Source organism: Streptococcus suis, assembly GCA_002831545.1.
Classification (GTDB): Bacteria; Bacillota; Bacilli; order Lactobacillales; family Streptococcaceae; genus Streptococcus; species Streptococcus suis_P.
The window spans coordinates 2,639,607-2,654,148 of record CP025095.1; the positions used below are offsets into that span (position 1 = coordinate 2,639,607).

Sequence of the window (14,542 nt, forward strand, 5' to 3'; positions counted from 1 at the left end):
AGCTAACTGGAACTGTGGAAGCTCTACATAGTCTGTTTATTACTTATAAGCTCGACCCATTCATGTGTTTCACACGCGCCGAAATTTCCTTGTGACGGCCTTTTACCATCGGACGGGCCTGTGGATTGCCTAGATAACCACAAGTTCGTTTAACAACATCCACCGACTTAGGATCGCTATTCCCGCAATTTGGACACTTGAAGCCACGCTCCGTCGGCTCAAAATCACCTTCAAAATCGCAAGCGTAGCAATGGTCAATCGGGGTATTGGTCCCCAAGTAGCCAACACGGTCATAAGCATAGTCCCAAACAGCTTCCAAGGCCTTTGGATTTTGTTGCAGCACAGGGTATTCACAGTAATGGATAAATCCACCACTGGCACCTACAGCAGGATAAATTTTCTCAAAGTCCAGTTTTTCAAACGGTGTTGGATTTTTTCGGACATCATAGTGGAAACTGTTAGTGTAATATTCTTTATCCGTAATGTCCTTAACGATGCCAAATTTCTCTGTATCCATACGGCAGAAGCGGTCTGTCAGGCTTTCAGATGGTGTCGAATAAACTGAGAAATGATAACCATATTCATCCGACCAATCTTCAACCAAGGCTTTCATTTTCTTGATAATATCCACCGTGAAATCTTTTGCCTCTGGGTTGGTCTCCCATTCGCCACCGTAAAATACTGTTGCGACTTCATACAAACCAATGTACCCCAAAGATACGGTTGCTCGACGATTTTTAAAGACTTCATCTACTGCGTCTGTCTTAGCCAAGCGTTTTCCGAATGCCCCATATTGATAGAGAATTGGAGCATTGGCCGGGGTTGCCTCTTTCACTCGTTCCACACGATAGATCAGGGCATCCTTGGCAATGGCCATACGTTCTGCAAAGATTTCCCAGAACTTATCCTTATCTCCAGCAGACTCCATGGCAATCCGTGGCAAATTGACGGTTACGACACCCAAGTTCATCCGACCGGATGTCACATCCTGCCCATTTTCATCCTTCCAACCTTGAAGGAAAGAACGGCAACCCATTGGCACCTTGAAGGAACCTGTCAACTCAACAATCTTGTCATAAGAAAGCATATCTGGATACATACGCTTGGTTGCACATTCAATCGCCAATTGCTTGATGTCATAGTTTGGAGAATCTGGCTCCAAGTTCAAGCCACGCTTAACTGTGAAAATCAACTTAGGAAAGATAGCTGTCCGCCCTTCGCGCCCTAGACCCTTGATACGAATGTTCAAAATCGCTTTTTGAATTTCTCGCTCAAACCATGATATCCCTAGGCCAAAACCGAGTGAGGTGAAGGGTGTTTGTCCATTGGAAGTAAAAAGGGTGTTGATTTCATACTCCAAAGACTGCATAGCGTCATAGATGTCTTTTTGCGTTTTAGCACGCGCATATTCTTCTTGCTTGTCTGCTAACACCCAATCCTTGGCGTCTTTCAAATGCTTTTGGTAGTTAAGTTCCGCATAGGGCGCCAAAACTTCATCGATACGGTCAGCTGAGCAACCACCATATTGACTAGAGGCCACATTGGCAATGATTTGTGAAATCTGAGCTGTAGCAGTTTGAATTGATTTTGGACTTTCTACATCGGCATTTCCTATCTTGAAGCCCTGTGCCAACATACCTTTGAAATCAATCAAACAACAGTTGGTCATTGGTGTATAAGGGCTGTAATCCAAATCATGATAATGGATATCCCCTTTTTGATGGGCATTGGCCACATGAGCTGGCAATAATTTGAGACCGATTGACTTGCCAACAATCCCCGCTGTCAGGTCCCGTTGAGTATTGAACACATCCGCGTCCTTATTGGCATTTTCATTGACCACAGACTGGTCCTTGCTCAACAGCTTATGAATTTCAAAATTAATATCGGTAGCCTGATGACGGCGAAAATCACGGCGTGTTCGGTATTGAATATAAAGCTCCGCCAAGTCATATAAATGAGCCTTTAACAATTCCTGTTCAACGACCGTTTGAATTTCGTAAATTTGAACATCTTTCTCAAATCGGCGACCAATTTCAGCCAAAACAGCTTCTAATACAATTTTTAAATCTGCCTCTGAAACAGGATGTTCTAATTCTTGGTTTGCCCGCCGAAGAGCAGAAAAAATCTTATCCTGGTCAAAGGATACTGTCCGTCCATCACGTTTCAAAACCAATAATTCTATACTCGGTAAGACATTTTCTTGCACATTCATCTGACAAACCTCCAAAATTCTTCACTTCTATTAGTGTAGCACTTCACAAAATAAAAATCAATATCTTGTGTAAAAAAATATAAAAATAGAAAAATTACACTAAATATAGCCTTCGTTTCTGAAAAACAAATGAAAACAAGAGCCTATTCTGACTCTTGTTTTCTAGTCCATAAAAAGTACAGGTTAATAGCACAGGCCACTAAAATCACAGCAGGCCAAAGCAAATTTAACAAAGGAAGTTTACCGACATTGTAGGCAATATAGAGAGTATTCCACACCACTCCCAAGCTATAAACAATCGTCAAAATAATTTTCATAAAACACTCCAACAAAATGATAGTGCTATTATACTACAAACGACCATTGATGTCCTTTATCTGCCGCTCCATTTTCCGATAATTTAGGAAAAAGAGAGAAGCGTAAATCAAGACAAAGATAAACCAGAAAAAGAGAAGAGCCCCAAGTTTCACGGGAAACCAACCAGCCAAAATGCCCAGCGGTGTGAAGCCTAAAGCTGTGATGCAAAAATGCGTTGCTATCATTCGTAGAAGGCTCCAATCCTGTTCAAAAATCGTGTCTGCCAGCTGGAACAAGAGACCGATTGCCGCCCAAATAACTACACAAATCAACATGACGGTTACTTGACTAAAGTTGCTCAGGTAGTAAGCCCCCATGGTTGAAAAGGGATTTAGAGGAAAATAGGTTCCCTGTCCGAAGACGGCTGATGTGATAATGGAGATAATGGTTCCGATAGCGATGCCTAAACTGGCTGATAAAATGTATTTTTTCATAGTCCTAACCTTTCTTTGATAACTTTTAGATAGCGACGGGATGAGTAGGTAACTGATCCGTTTTTCATGACCAGTTTGACCAGACCGTTGGAGGTCAGCTTGAGGTGGTCCAGTTGCTTGATGTGAATGATTTCCGACTGGGAGATTTGTAAGAAGTTTGCTGGTAAATCTTCCTTGACCTGATACAAGCGTAGGTTGGAAGTATAGACATTTTCTACTGTTTCCACTTGCAAGAGCCTATCTTCTAGATATAGCCTGACAATCTCTTCATGCTCCAAAAGATAGACCTGCTCCCCTTTTTTGACTGTCAGCCTAGATGTCTGCTTGTCTAGGTTTTGAACATAGGCCACCAACTGTGTAATCTGCTCAGACATAGCCTGTGCTTCAATAGTCACTAAGTCTTCCAAAATTTCTGGTGATATAGCTAGTTTTACTGTAACCGCCCAATAACAAGGTATATTGAAAAGGTTCCAAAGTCCTGTCGACTCTGGAACCTTTTTCTATTTACACGCTCTCTTAATTGTTTCCTTCCATGGCAAATAAGCCTCTAGCACCTCTTTTTTTGCGAGCGTCTCTTCGTTGGGTAAGTGTTCTAGAAGATAGGTCATATATTTCTCTGCATCAAGTCCGTGTCGCTTAGCTGTTTCCAAAAGACTCAAAATGACAGCTGTCGACTTGGCTCCCTCAAAGCTCTGAGAGAACAGCCAATTTTTTCTGCCCATCACCAAGGTCTTCATAGCCCTCTCAGCCATATTGTTGGATAGGACTAGGTCGCCGTCCAAGAGAACGTTTCGGAAGGTGGTTTCGTATTTGAGGCTATACTCCATTGCAGTGCCCAATTTGGAGCCTGGCAAAACGGCCTGATTGCGACACCAATCAAAGAACTCGTCCATCAAGGGAGTTAACTCTGTCTGCCGTTTATGCAGCCGCTCCTCAGTAGACAAGTCAGTCCAGTCATTCTCCAAGGCAAACAGGCGGTCGCAATAGGCTAAGCCCTTGGCTCCTAAAGAAGTCTTGTCTGTCTTCTTAGGAGTCGCCTCAAAGAATTTTCTTCTGACATGAGCCCAACAGCCAACCAGCTGAGCCTTGTCTAACTGCCGATAGGCTGACCACATGTCACAATGTACATAGCCCGCATAGTCCCCAAGAACTTCCTCCACAACCAAGCCACTCCGTCGTTTGTCATGATGATAGAGGGTGATGCCCTTTTTCTCATGCTTCCCAGACAAGAAAGTCCAGTAGAAGGTCAACTGGCTATCATTTTCTAAGACCTTGTAGGAGGTTTCATCCGCATGGAGAATAGGCTGCTCCAACAATTTCTCGTGCAACAGGTTATAAATCGGTTCGAAATAATACTGACTAGACTTGATGTGCCAATTGGCTATTTCCTTGCGACTGATGGGCAGACCGAGCTTGTTCCAATCCTCTTCCTGACGGTAATTGGGCACCTTCAGATTGAACTTCTGGTGAATGGTGTGGGCAATGATAGAGGCTGAACCCAAGCTGTGTGCCAAAGGTGCCTTAGGAATGGGAGCCTTGATAATCTTATCGCTCAGATTCTTCTGACTACATGCCTGACACTTGTATGCGTGTTGAACATGGTCAATCCGCTTTAATTGTGCAGGAATGAAGACCAACTCTTGTCGTTGAACAGTTGAACCAATCTCCTTTAATTGACCATGACAGTCTGGACAGGTACAATCTTCGCCTTGCAATTCGTGATGCACTATCTCTGGAGTGAATTGGCTGAAAATAGCCTGACGAACTCCCTTAGCTTTCTTGCGTTTATAGGTAATCGTTTCTGTTTCAACTGGGTAAGTCAGCTTCTTCTTCAGGGAGAATTTCCTCCCCAAACAAGCTCAGCTGACCGGGTTGATACACAACCTTCTCTGATGATTTTCCGTAGAGTTTCTGTCTCAGATACTCAATCTGTTCACGAAGGAGGCTCAACTCGTTGGTCATGATTTCAATGGTTTTTGTTAGACTTTCAATCACTTTATCTTGTGACTCCATGGACTTACCTCCTTCTTTTTATCTCATTATACACAAAGAAAAGCCATGATTTCAATAGAAATCACGACTTTTTGAAAGATTTATTTTTGGATTGATAGAAAATCCTTTCATGAGCCAGTCCACCTGCTCGGAAGTTAGAGCCTTGACCTCTTCTTCATTGTTTGGCCAGGTCAATTTTCCATTCTCAAAACGTTTATACAATAACCAAAATCCTTGTCCGTCCCAGTAAAGAGCTTTGAATCGGTCTTTTCGACCTCCGCAGAAGAGATAGACCTGACCTGAAAAGGGATCCAGATTGAATTGACTTTTGACAAGGTAGGCGAGAGAATCAATCCCTTGACGCATGTCCGTTTTACCGCAAACCAAGTAGACTTGACCTAAATCACTGAGTCGGATGGTCATAGTGCAGTACCTTATCCAAGATTGTTTCTAATATTTTTTGGTTGATAGAGTGAAAGAATGTGACTTCCACTTTTCCGAGACGAATTTTCATCAGAATATCGTTTCTGCCTTTCTTCTCAAAGCGGCGAGATAGGGGAATAGTCAATGGGACGATGGGGTGTGACATAATAAATCCTCCAGTTTTGTTTTTTATAACAGTATACTGGAGGAGGGAGTGATTAGATAGATACTTTGTTATTGGGCGGTTACGTTTTACTTTCATATTCTCTCCCTTCTGTCCCTATTAAACACCATTTCTTAACTGGTTTCAAGGGCTTTTGACTATGTGGTCATATTCCTAAGCTAAACGGCAAAAAAGCCAGAACAGCTGTCCTGACTTAGTCTGTTATATCAACATTTTTTATGCGAGGAACTAAAAACCTCTGGAGCTTTACTCTTCAAACTCATCTAGCCCATCGAAGGCTCCGCTTGCCTTCAACTGCTCCAAATCTTCTAAGGACAGACTGGCATCCGACCTATCCACTGCCCGTGTGACTTCTTCATAGTAGCGACGAGCCATCTTCTCAATAAAATCACGAGGATAAGGGTAACGATTAGTCGCAACCCACTCTTCCAACCAAACCGTTAATTCCTCAAGAGGTTTATCCTGTTGGAAGAGAAAATACTGCATGATGTCACTGGCCTGCTCATCATCCAAACCCAGATGATACACATACCAGCTAATCGGAGCAAATTGCGGATTTTGCCTTTCTAGTTCAGCATATATATCCAAAACCAATTGTTCCAATTGAAACAGTTTATCTGTAATATATTTTGTATCTTTTGAATCCATTGTAGCTATTCTTCCTAAACTAATACACTTAATATCCCACGAACTCCTGCAGCCAATGTTCGAGCAGACCAATTATCTAATCCTGACGCTACTAATCCGTTTATGATTATCTGCTCAATTTGATATAAACCACCATCAATTGTTTGATCAATTACTCTTAAAGGACCTGTGATATACTGTAACGCATGCCCAAATCTTACTGCGGCTTTTCGTCCAAGTACTTTTCCTACCATATTCGTAAGAAACTGTCTGTTTCTGAGTATCCATTTAGCGATAACTCGTGCACTTTTTCCTGCACCAACCCTAGAATTATCACTGTATGCATTTACACTATATCCTTCTTTTCTAGCTAAATCTCGTATTTGCTTATACTGTGAATTACTAATATAAAGACTTCCTGTTTTGCTTACATAGTCATTATATAAATCAATTATAGGTTTCTCATCAGCCACCGCAACTTCAGCTGCTTTAACACTATCTACATTCACAATCGTAGCACTCAATATGTTAAATAGCATGATAATTACTGTAAATAAATTAAAAATACCGAGCTTTTTTTTCATATGTTTTATCTCCTAATCAGAATAGAATTATAGAATCACCCTAAAAATTATAGCGTTTTAATATTTTAGAATTCTGTTGATTTATCACTTTGCAAAAAACAATTAAAATTTCAATTTTTATAAAAACATTATCTTAATCACAAATGTATCGATACAAACATATTCTATATCACTTATTCATAAAAGACAATTTTTTTATTTAATCACCTTCCAATCGTTCGTTTTTTGACCAAAAAGCCAGAACAACTGTCCTGACTTTCATTGTCTTATATTTTTTTCTTCAACTCCGCCACAGCCATCATGACTTCCATTGGGGTCATATTGTAGATGTCTAGTTTTTCCAGTTCATCGAGGACTGGGTGAGAAGGCGTGTCTGCGAAGAGGTCGATTTGACCAGACGGCTCTTCCACAACTGTCGGAACTGGGTGAGTTGGTGCAGTAGGGGCTTGGTTTTCAAGCGTCTGCAAAATCCTATCCGCCCGCTGCAATAGTTCCTCTGGCATTCCCGCAATCTTAGCCACATGAATCCCGTAGGACTTGTCAGCTGGGCCTTGTGCAATCTTGTGGAGGAAGGTAACTTGGCCGTCCTTCTCCAAGGTCGATACATGGACATTCTCCAAGTGTTCCAAGGTCTGGCTAAGGTCTGTCAACTCATGGTAGTGGGTAGCAAAGAGAGTCTTGGCACCAATCTTGTCGTGGATGTACTCGATGATAGACTGGGCCAGAGCCATACCGTCATAGGTGGCCGTTCCCCGTCCAAGTTCGTCAAAGAGGATGAGCGAACGATCTGTCGCCAGACGGACCGCCTTATTGGCCTCCATCATTTCGACCATGAAGGTCGATTGACCGCTGACCAAGTCGTCTGCCGCCCCAATTCGGGTGAAAATAGCATCAAAAATCGGCAATTCAGCCTGATCCGCAGGCACATAGGAACCCATCTGTGCCATGATGACAATAACCGCCAACTGCCGCATATAGGTAGACTTACCGCTCATGTTTGGACCTGTAATTAGTTGCATATGCGTATCGGTATTCAAGTGAATAGAGTTGGGAATGTAGGTCTGCTTGCCCATGACCTTCTCCACCACCGCATGACGACCACGATCAATGGTCAGTTCTCTTTGATCTGTAAAGCGTGGACAAACCAAATGTTGCTGCTCCGCCACAACTGCAAAGGCCTGCAAAACATCGATGGTTGCAATGGTCCGAGCCAACTTCTGCAAGCGACCGATATACTTCTCAACCTCTTGGCGAATCCGCATGAAAATCTCGTACTCCAAATTAGCAGACTTATCACGCGCCTCCAACATCTGCCCTTCGATCTTAGCCAATTCTTCCGTTCCATAGCGCTCCGAGTTTTTCAAGGTCGCCTTACGGAAAAAATGGTCCGGCACATTGCCCAGATTGGAATTGGTCACATGGAAATAGTAACCATCTTTTTTATTGTAATCAATCTTGAGATTGTTGATACCAGACGCTTCACGCTCCTTGGCCTCAATCTCCGCAATCCAGCCCGCACCCTCACGCATGACCAGACGGTACTGATCCAGCGTTTCATCAAAGCCCGTACGGATGATATTTCCATCTGTGATAGTCCCTTGGGCTTCTGGGTCAATAGCAGAGCTGATCAGAGCATGCAGTTCTGGGATTGGGTCCAATCCAGCTACCAGATTGCCTAGAGCAGGCTCATTGATTTGTTGCAAGATATTCTTGATTGCTGGAATATTTCCCAAAGTCTGGGAGAGCTGCAAGAGATCCTTGGGCATGGTTTTTCCAAAAGACACTCGGCTGGCCAAGCGTTCGATATCATAGACACCTTTTAGAGCCTCCACCAAATCGCTCCGCTCAAAGAAGTAATCCAGAAAAACCTGCACCACAGCCTGCCTGCTTTCAATCCTCTTGAGGTCAATCAGCGGTCTGTCAATCCAAGCCCGCAAAAGCCGCATACCCATGGCTGTCTTAGTTTCGTCTAACAACCAGTACAAGCTACCATGCTTCTTGCCTGTCCGTCCATTTTCAAGCAAGTCCAGACTAGACTTGGTAGCGTAGTCCATTTGCAGATAGTCCTTGATTTCATAGTGGATCACCTTCTGCAAGTGGCTCAGATCTCGCATTTGAGTTCGATGTAGGTAGCTGAGGAGTTTACCTGCCGCAGCCTTTTCCAAGTCTGTCAGGGAGTTGTCAATCAGCTGGACATCTGCCGTCACCTCATCCTCAAAAGAGAGCAGGAGGTTCATCTGGTTCGAAAAGACCTGCTCTTCTTCCTCCGACAGAGCATAGCCGATAACCAATTCACGCGCCCGCAAGTTACGGATTTCACCGCAAAGACTGGTAAAATCATCTAGGCTAGTCACGAAAAACTGACCGGTTGACACGTCCATGTAAGAAAGAGCAAATTGCACGCCATGACGGTCAATGGTGACCAGGTAGTTGCTGTCGGCTCCCATTTTTGAGGAATCCGTAACCGTACCAGGTGTGATGACCTGTACTACTTCCCGTTTGACCACACCAACTGCCTGCTTAGGATCTTCCATCTGCTCGGCAATGGCTACCTTGTGCCCCAACTCAACAAGGGTATCAATATACTGCTGGGCTGCATGATAGGGAACACCTGCCATAGGAATGGGATTTTCCGCATTTTTATTCCGACTGGTCAAGGATAGTTCTAAAATCTGTGCAGCCTCTACTGCATCCTCGTAAAACAATTCATAAAAGTCACCCATGCGAAAGAGCAAAAAAGCATCTGGATAGTTTGCTTTGATATCCAGATACTGCTGCATGCCTGGAGAAATTTTCTCTACTGCCATTCTTCCTCTCAATTCTACTCCAAATAATGATTGATCTCAGCTTCGACCTGCTGGGCTGCCTCTTCATCACGACAGATAACCAACAGCGTATCTGCACCAGCCAAGGTTCCCAAAATAGACGACGGCTTCTCTGCGTCAATAATATTAGCCATCAAGGCCGCTTCACCCAAGTCAGAATGAAGAACCAAAATAAAACTCGCCCGCTCAACCTTATAAGCATATTGGGCCAATAATTCAACGAAATTCACTCCCTCTTCTTCAATCACTAAAGAATAGAAGGAACGACCATTCTCATGAATTTTGATGACACCCAATTCACGCAAATCACGGGACAAGGTTGTCTGGGTTACCACTACCCCTCGAGCCTCTAAACCTTGCTGAATATCCGTTTGTCGCCCTATTTTTTCTTGACGAATCATGGCCTTTATTAAATCATGTCGCCCTGCTTTATTCATCATTTTACCTCAAAATGTATATTTATAGAAATATTATAACACTTTTCCCCGCTATTAGCCTAGAAATGTGTTAAAATAGAATCAATAACTTTGGAGGAAATCCTATATGAATCAAAAACAAGTGATTGCAGAAAGATTGGCTGCCATCCTTCCGAGTTTGGAAGTGGAAGCTATCTACAATCTGCTAGAAAAACCAAAATCATCAGAAATGGGCGATATTGCCTTCCCTGCCTTCTCACTTGCTAAAGTGGAACGCAAGGCTCCACAGGCTATCGCAGCGGACATCGTTGAAAAACTCGATACAACTGGCTTTGAGAAGGTTGTAGCTACCGGTCCTTACGTCAACTTCTTCTTGGACAAGGCTGCGATTTCCCACCAAGTCTTGACAGATGTTATTACTGAAAAAGACCAATACGGTAAACTCAACATTGGTCAAGGACGCAACGTAACCATCGACATGTCTAGCCCAAACATTGCTAAACCATTCTCAGTTGGACATTTGCGCTCAACCGTTATCGGCGATGCCCTTGCTAACATCCACGAAAAACTAGGCTACAAGCCAATCCGTATCAACCACTTGGGTGACTGGGGCAAACAATTTGGTATGTTGATTGTTGCCTACAAACTTTGGGGTGACAAGGCTGCGGTCGAAGCAGACCCAATTTCAGAACTCCTTAAACTCTATGTCCGTATCAATGCTGAGGCAGAAGAAAAACCTGAGTTGGACGAAGAAGCACGCCAATGGTTCAAAAAATTGGAAGACGGCGACCCAGAAGCGCATGAATTGTGGCAATGGTTCCGTGATGAAAGCTTGGTCGAATTCAACCGCATCTACGACAAACTCGGCGTAACATTCGACAGCTATAATGGCGAAGCCTTCTACAACGATAAGATGGACGAAGGTATCCAAATCTTAGAAGAAAAAGGACTTCTTCAAGAGTCTAAAGGTGCCAAAATCGTTGACCTTGAAAGCTACAATCTGCCACCAGCCCTCATCATGAAAACAGACGGTGCAACACTTTACATCACACGTGATATGGCAACAGCTATGTACCGCAAACGCACTTACGACTTTGTGAAAAGCATCTATGTCGTTGGCCAGGAGCAAATCAACCACTTCAAACAGCTCAAGGCTGTCTTGAAAGAAATGGATTTCGACTGGAGCGACGATATGACCCATATCACCTTCGGTCTGGTTACCAAGGACAAGAAAAAGCTATCCACTCGTAAAGGAAATATCATCCTGCTCGAGCCAACTCTAGATGAAGCTATTTCACGTGCCCTTACTCAAATCGAAGCTAAAAACCCTGACCTTGAAAACAAGGAAGAAGTGGCACACGCAGTTGGTGTCGGCGCTGTTAAGTTCTACGACCTCAAAACCGACCGTGACAACGGCTACGACTTCGACCTAGAAGCTATGGTTTCCTTCGAAGGCGAAACAGGTCCTTATGTACAATACGCATACGCCCGCATCCAGTCTATCCTGCGCAAAGCCAACTTTGTACCAAGCGCAGAAAATGACTACAAACTGGCTGATGCAGAAAGCTGGGACATCATCAAGCACATCCAAAACTTCTCAAACGTTGTAGAACGTGCTGGTGATAAATTTGACCCATCCCTCATTGCTAAATATGCTATCAACCTGGCGCAAGCCTTCAACAAGTACTACGCACACACTCGTATCTTGGATGAAAGCCCAGAGCGTGACAGCCGTCTAGCACTTGCCTACGCAACAGGACTTGTCCTCAAAGAAGCTCTACGTCTTCTCGGCGTAAAAGCACCAGAAAAAATGTAATACTAAACTATCCTCAATCCTACTGGTTGAGGATTTTTCGTTTGCGATAATTTATCAATTTCAGAAAACAAATATAAAATGCCAAAAAATTATCCAACTTCTTGCGAATAGATTTAGCGAGGGGGAGTAAGAACCTGTATTCACAGTTCAGCACGTTCACCTAAGGCTAGTTTTCCAGTTACTCATCGTTCGTTTTTTTCAAAATACAGTCAGTATTCCCTCAAAAAACTGCCTTGATTAGCGAAAAACTATCTCTTATCTAAAAGCACTTTACTTGTGAATACAGGTTCTAAGACCCCTACAAAAAATCATCAAAGGAGTCTGAATGACAAAAACATCACTTACAGCAAACCAACCTCGTTTTTCTATCCGCACCTATTCTCTCGGTGCCGCTTCTGTCCTACTAGCCTATGCCTGTCTGGCAGCTGCTCCAGTAGCTAGTGCCAATACGACAACTAATCCATCTACAAGCCCAACTATAGCCCAAACAACAAATAGCACTACTGAACAAAAAAACAATCAAGTTAGTCAATCTAGTACAAACCAAACAAACACTACACCATCCACTAAGTCCAATACAGAACAAATATCGCAAGAAAAAAACGTTACGGGTACAACAACGTCAGCAATTCAACCAATCCAAACCACTACACCATCAACTAGTCCAGCTAGTCAAACACGTTCTCAACAAACAACACCTTCCTCACAGCAAAGTCAAAACCAGACTAGACAAACAAGTACCAACCAAATTCAAACTAATACTTCATCAACAAGTAGCTCTGCTATTTCCCAAAAAACAAACACCCAAACACAAACCAACACCAACAGAAATCGACTGACCACCCAGGCTCGCACCACTAGCACGCGCTCTAGCTCCACCAGTGCCTTGGGGGATGATTATCCTTATACAGCGGTTGACGCTATTGACCCTTGGAGACTCTACACACGCCAGTGCACCTCCTTTGTAGCCTTTCGACTCAGTAAAGTCAACGGTTTTGAAATCCCACCAGCTTACGGTAATGCGGATGTCTGGGGATACCGAGCGCAGCGTGAAGGGTATCGCGTGGATATGAGCCCTGCCGTGGGATCAGTAGCTTGGTGGACCTCCCCTATGCACGTTGCCTGGGTATCTAGCATCCAAGGAGACATGGTCGAAATCGAAGAATACAACTACGGTACTCGATACACCTACAATCGCCGTCTGATCCATAAGAACTCTGTCAGTGGCTATATTCACTTCAAGGACCTAGCTGGCTCTCCTGTCAGTCAGACCAGTCCTACACCTACTCAGACGCACACATCTGGCTTAGCAAACAGTGGTACCTATACCTTTACCCAGCAAGCACCAATTAAAAATGAAGCCAAACAATCTAGCACAACCTTGGATTACTATTATGCTGGTGAGAGCGTACGCTACGATCGGGTTCTAACAGCTGACGGCTACCAGTGGATTAGCTATGTCAGCTATAGTGGTCAAAGACGCTACATTCCTATCAAACAGGTACAGTCCTCCCCTGCACCACAGCAGCCAATTGTATCAACTCCTACAAAACCTCAAGGAACAATCCACATTACAAATATCAATCAAGCAGAGGGTAGTTTTGAAGTTATCGTCACCAATGTAAAATCTCCCAAGACTATCAAATCAGTATCTATTCCAATTTGGTCAGATAATAATGGGCAAGATGATATCATCTGGTATCCTGCTCAGCGACAAAGCGATGGCAGCTACAAGGTAAACGTTCAAGCAAGTAAACATAAAAATGACCGAGGACTCTACCACATCCATGTCTATTACACAGATTCCTCAAACAAACTCGAATTCATTACTGGAACTACAACTCAACTAACAGCAATATCTCAACAAACCAATCAAACAAACAGTAATTTACCAGCATCGGGTACCTATTATTTCAAGAGCAAAGCCATTGTCCGCAATCGCCCTAGCCAGTCCGCAAGTGAAATCACCTACTACGGTGCTGGTTCTTCTGTCCGCTATGATCGAGTTGTCACATCCGAAGGACGCCAGTGGATCAGCTATATCAGCTATTCAGGAGCCCGTCGCTACATCGCCATCCCATAAAACAAAAGAAACTGCAGGTTCACTATGCACCATGCAGTTTTTTAGATGATTAAATATCAGTAGAATTGATAGCTGTACTTGGTTTCTCTTTTGGCTTACGCAGATGGAAGAAAATAGTTACCCCAAAATAGATGGCAAATAGGACAACTCGAATAATATAATTCATCATTGCCTGCGCCTCTACTGACTGACGCATAACTGAATCAGTATAAATTTGACTCAACCCTTTCTCACCAATAAAAGCGTAGGTCGAAAATAGGAGAGTTACAAAAAGATAACCCAGGTAGGTATAAGAAGCCTGCTCATTTTTCTTGAGGAAAAGCAACACAATCGTCGCAATCACAGCAAGTAATAACACAACTGCAAATGCCTTATTGACAAGATTCGTCTGGAAATTGATAGATTCTCTCATGTAGGTAAAATATGCCTCATCAATCCCCTCAACATTAAAATTCTGCAACAATTGACGCACAACAGCCTCATCGTACTTCGCAAAAAATATATTAAAGCCACGCAATACGCTCGCAATAGATGACAGTACAACAAAAATATACAAATGAATCGGTCTTTTCATATAAGCACCTCC

The 14,542-nt window shown here is 43.3% G+C and carries 14 protein-coding genes and 2 pseudogenes; 3 read left to right on the plus strand and 13 right to left on the minus strand.

Going from position 1 to position 14,542, the window contains the following annotated elements; genetic code table 11:
• Positions 1 to 43: 43 nt before the first annotated feature.
• The 12 genes from CWM22_13000 to argR form a co-directional block, all read right to left on the minus strand.
• On the minus strand, positions 44 to 2,215 hold the full coding sequence (locus tag CWM22_13000; protein AUC92744.1) for an anaerobic ribonucleoside-triphosphate reductase: 2,172 nt from the start codon (positions 2,213 to 2,215) through the stop codon (positions 44 to 46).
• Between the two features lie 143 nt (positions 2,216 to 2,358).
• Positions 2,359 to 2,544, minus strand: coding sequence for a hypothetical protein (locus tag CWM22_13005; GenBank protein ID AUC92911.1), 186 nt, complete (start codon positions 2,542 to 2,544; stop codon positions 2,359 to 2,361).
• Between the two features lie 21 nt (positions 2,545 to 2,565).
• A complete protein-coding gene (locus CWM22_13010; GenBank protein ID AUC92745.1) occupies positions 2,566 to 3,006 on the minus strand; it encodes a DUF3021 domain-containing protein in 441 nt (146 codons plus the stop codon).
• Positions 3,003 to 3,464, minus strand: coding sequence for a LytTR family transcriptional regulator (locus CWM22_13015; protein ID AUC92746.1), 462 nt, complete (start codon positions 3,462 to 3,464; stop codon positions 3,003 to 3,005). Before CWM22_13015 ends, CWM22_13010 begins: the two co-directional genes overlap by 4 nt.
• 42 nt (positions 3,465 to 3,506) lie before the next feature.
• Positions 3,507 to 4,859, minus strand: a complete 1,353-nt coding sequence (locus tag CWM22_13020) for a transposase (protein AUC92747.1) — start codon at positions 4,857 to 4,859, stop codon at positions 3,507 to 3,509.
• Positions 4,813 to 5,019, minus strand: a complete 207-nt coding sequence (locus CWM22_13025; GenBank protein ID AUC92748.1) for a transposase — start codon at positions 5,017 to 5,019, stop codon at positions 4,813 to 4,815. The genes CWM22_13020 and CWM22_13025 overlap by 47 nt, the downstream gene beginning before the upstream one ends.
• Positions 5,020 to 5,070: 51 nt before the next feature.
• The gene (locus CWM22_13030) at positions 5,071 to 5,421 is read right to left on the minus strand and encodes an IS66 family insertion sequence hypothetical protein (GenBank protein AUC92749.1); all 351 of its coding nucleotides are present in this window, start codon (positions 5,419 to 5,421) and stop codon (positions 5,071 to 5,073) included.
• Complete coding sequence (locus CWM22_13035) at positions 5,402 to 5,587, minus strand: hypothetical protein (GenBank protein AUC92750.1); 186 nt, start codon at positions 5,585 to 5,587, stop codon at positions 5,402 to 5,404. The genes CWM22_13030 and CWM22_13035 overlap by 20 nt, the downstream gene beginning before the upstream one ends.
• Before the next feature lie 264 nt (positions 5,588 to 5,851).
• A complete protein-coding gene (locus CWM22_13040) occupies positions 5,852 to 6,253 on the minus strand; it encodes a hypothetical protein (GenBank protein ID AUC92751.1) in 402 nt (133 codons plus the stop codon).
• Between the two features lie 14 nt (positions 6,254 to 6,267).
• A complete protein-coding gene (locus CWM22_13045; protein ID AUC92912.1) occupies positions 6,268 to 6,639 on the minus strand; it encodes a hypothetical protein in 372 nt (123 codons plus the stop codon).
• A gap of 443 nt (positions 6,640 to 7,082) precedes the next feature.
• Positions 7,083 to 9,623, minus strand: coding sequence for a DNA mismatch repair protein MutS (gene mutS, locus CWM22_13050; protein AUC92752.1), 2,541 nt, complete (start codon positions 9,621 to 9,623; stop codon positions 7,083 to 7,085).
• 14 nt (positions 9,624 to 9,637) lie between these two features.
• Positions 9,638 to 10,078 (minus strand): arginine repressor, encoded by a 441-nt coding sequence (argR, locus tag CWM22_13055; protein AUC92913.1) that lies wholly within the window; start codon positions 10,076 to 10,078, stop codon positions 9,638 to 9,640.
• 106 nt (positions 10,079 to 10,184) lie between these two features.
• Here argR and CWM22_13060 point away from each other — a divergent pair, with 106 nt between their 5' ends.
• The 3 genes and pseudogenes from CWM22_13060 to CWM22_13070 all read left to right on the plus strand — a co-directional run bounded on the left by CWM22_13060 (position 10,185) and on the right by CWM22_13070 (position 13,956).
• Positions 10,185 to 11,873, plus strand: a complete 1,689-nt coding sequence (locus CWM22_13060) for an arginine--tRNA ligase (protein ID AUC92753.1) — start codon at positions 10,185 to 10,187, stop codon at positions 11,871 to 11,873.
• A gap of 868 nt (positions 11,874 to 12,741) precedes the next feature.
• Positions 12,742 to 13,368 (plus strand): annotated as a pseudogene (locus tag CWM22_13065) (choline-binding protein).
• A 381-nt stretch (positions 13,369 to 13,749) separates the two neighbouring features.
• Positions 13,750 to 13,956 (plus strand): annotated as a pseudogene (locus CWM22_13070) (choline-binding protein).
• A 49-nt stretch (positions 13,957 to 14,005) separates the two neighbouring features.
• On the opposite strand, the gene CWM22_13075 reads toward CWM22_13070, so the two are convergent.
• Positions 14,006 to 14,530, minus strand: a complete 525-nt coding sequence (locus CWM22_13075; GenBank protein AUC92754.1) for a hypothetical protein — start codon at positions 14,528 to 14,530, stop codon at positions 14,006 to 14,008.
• Between the last annotated feature and the right edge of the window lie 12 nt (positions 14,531 to 14,542).

Excerpts from the sequence above, each read along its gene's own strand:
- CWM22_13000 (AUC92744.1), bottom strand. The coding sequence starts at position 2,215 with ATGAATGTGCAAGAAAATGTCTTACCGAGTATAGAATTATTGGTTTTG.
- mutS (AUC92752.1), bottom strand. The coding sequence starts at position 9,623 with ATGGCAGTAGAGAAAATTTCTCCAGGCATGCAGCAGTATCTGGATATC.
- CWM22_13010 (AUC92745.1), bottom strand. The coding sequence starts at position 3,006 with ATGAAAAAATACATTTTATCAGCCAGTTTAGGCATCGCTATCGGAACC.
- CWM22_13035 (AUC92750.1), bottom strand. The coding sequence starts at position 5,587 with ATGTCACACCCCATCGTCCCATTGACTATTCCCCTATCTCGCCGCTTT.
- CWM22_13040 (AUC92751.1), bottom strand. The coding sequence starts at position 6,253 with ATGGATTCAAAAGATACAAAATATATTACAGATAAACTGTTTCAATTG.
- CWM22_13060 (AUC92753.1), top strand. The coding sequence starts at position 10,185 with ATGAATCAAAAACAAGTGATTGCAGAAAGATTGGCTGCCATCCTTCCG.
- argR (AUC92913.1), bottom strand. The coding sequence starts at position 10,078 with ATGAATAAAGCAGGGCGACATGATTTAATAAAGGCCATGATTCGTCAA.
- CWM22_13030 (AUC92749.1), bottom strand. The coding sequence starts at position 5,421 with ATGACCATCCGACTCAGTGATTTAGGTCAAGTCTACTTGGTTTGCGGT.
- CWM22_13075 (AUC92754.1), bottom strand. The coding sequence starts at position 14,530 with ATGAAAAGACCGATTCATTTGTATATTTTTGTTGTACTGTCATCTATT.
- CWM22_13025 (AUC92748.1), bottom strand. The coding sequence starts at position 5,019 with ATGGAGTCACAAGATAAAGTGATTGAAAGTCTAACAAAAACCATTGAA.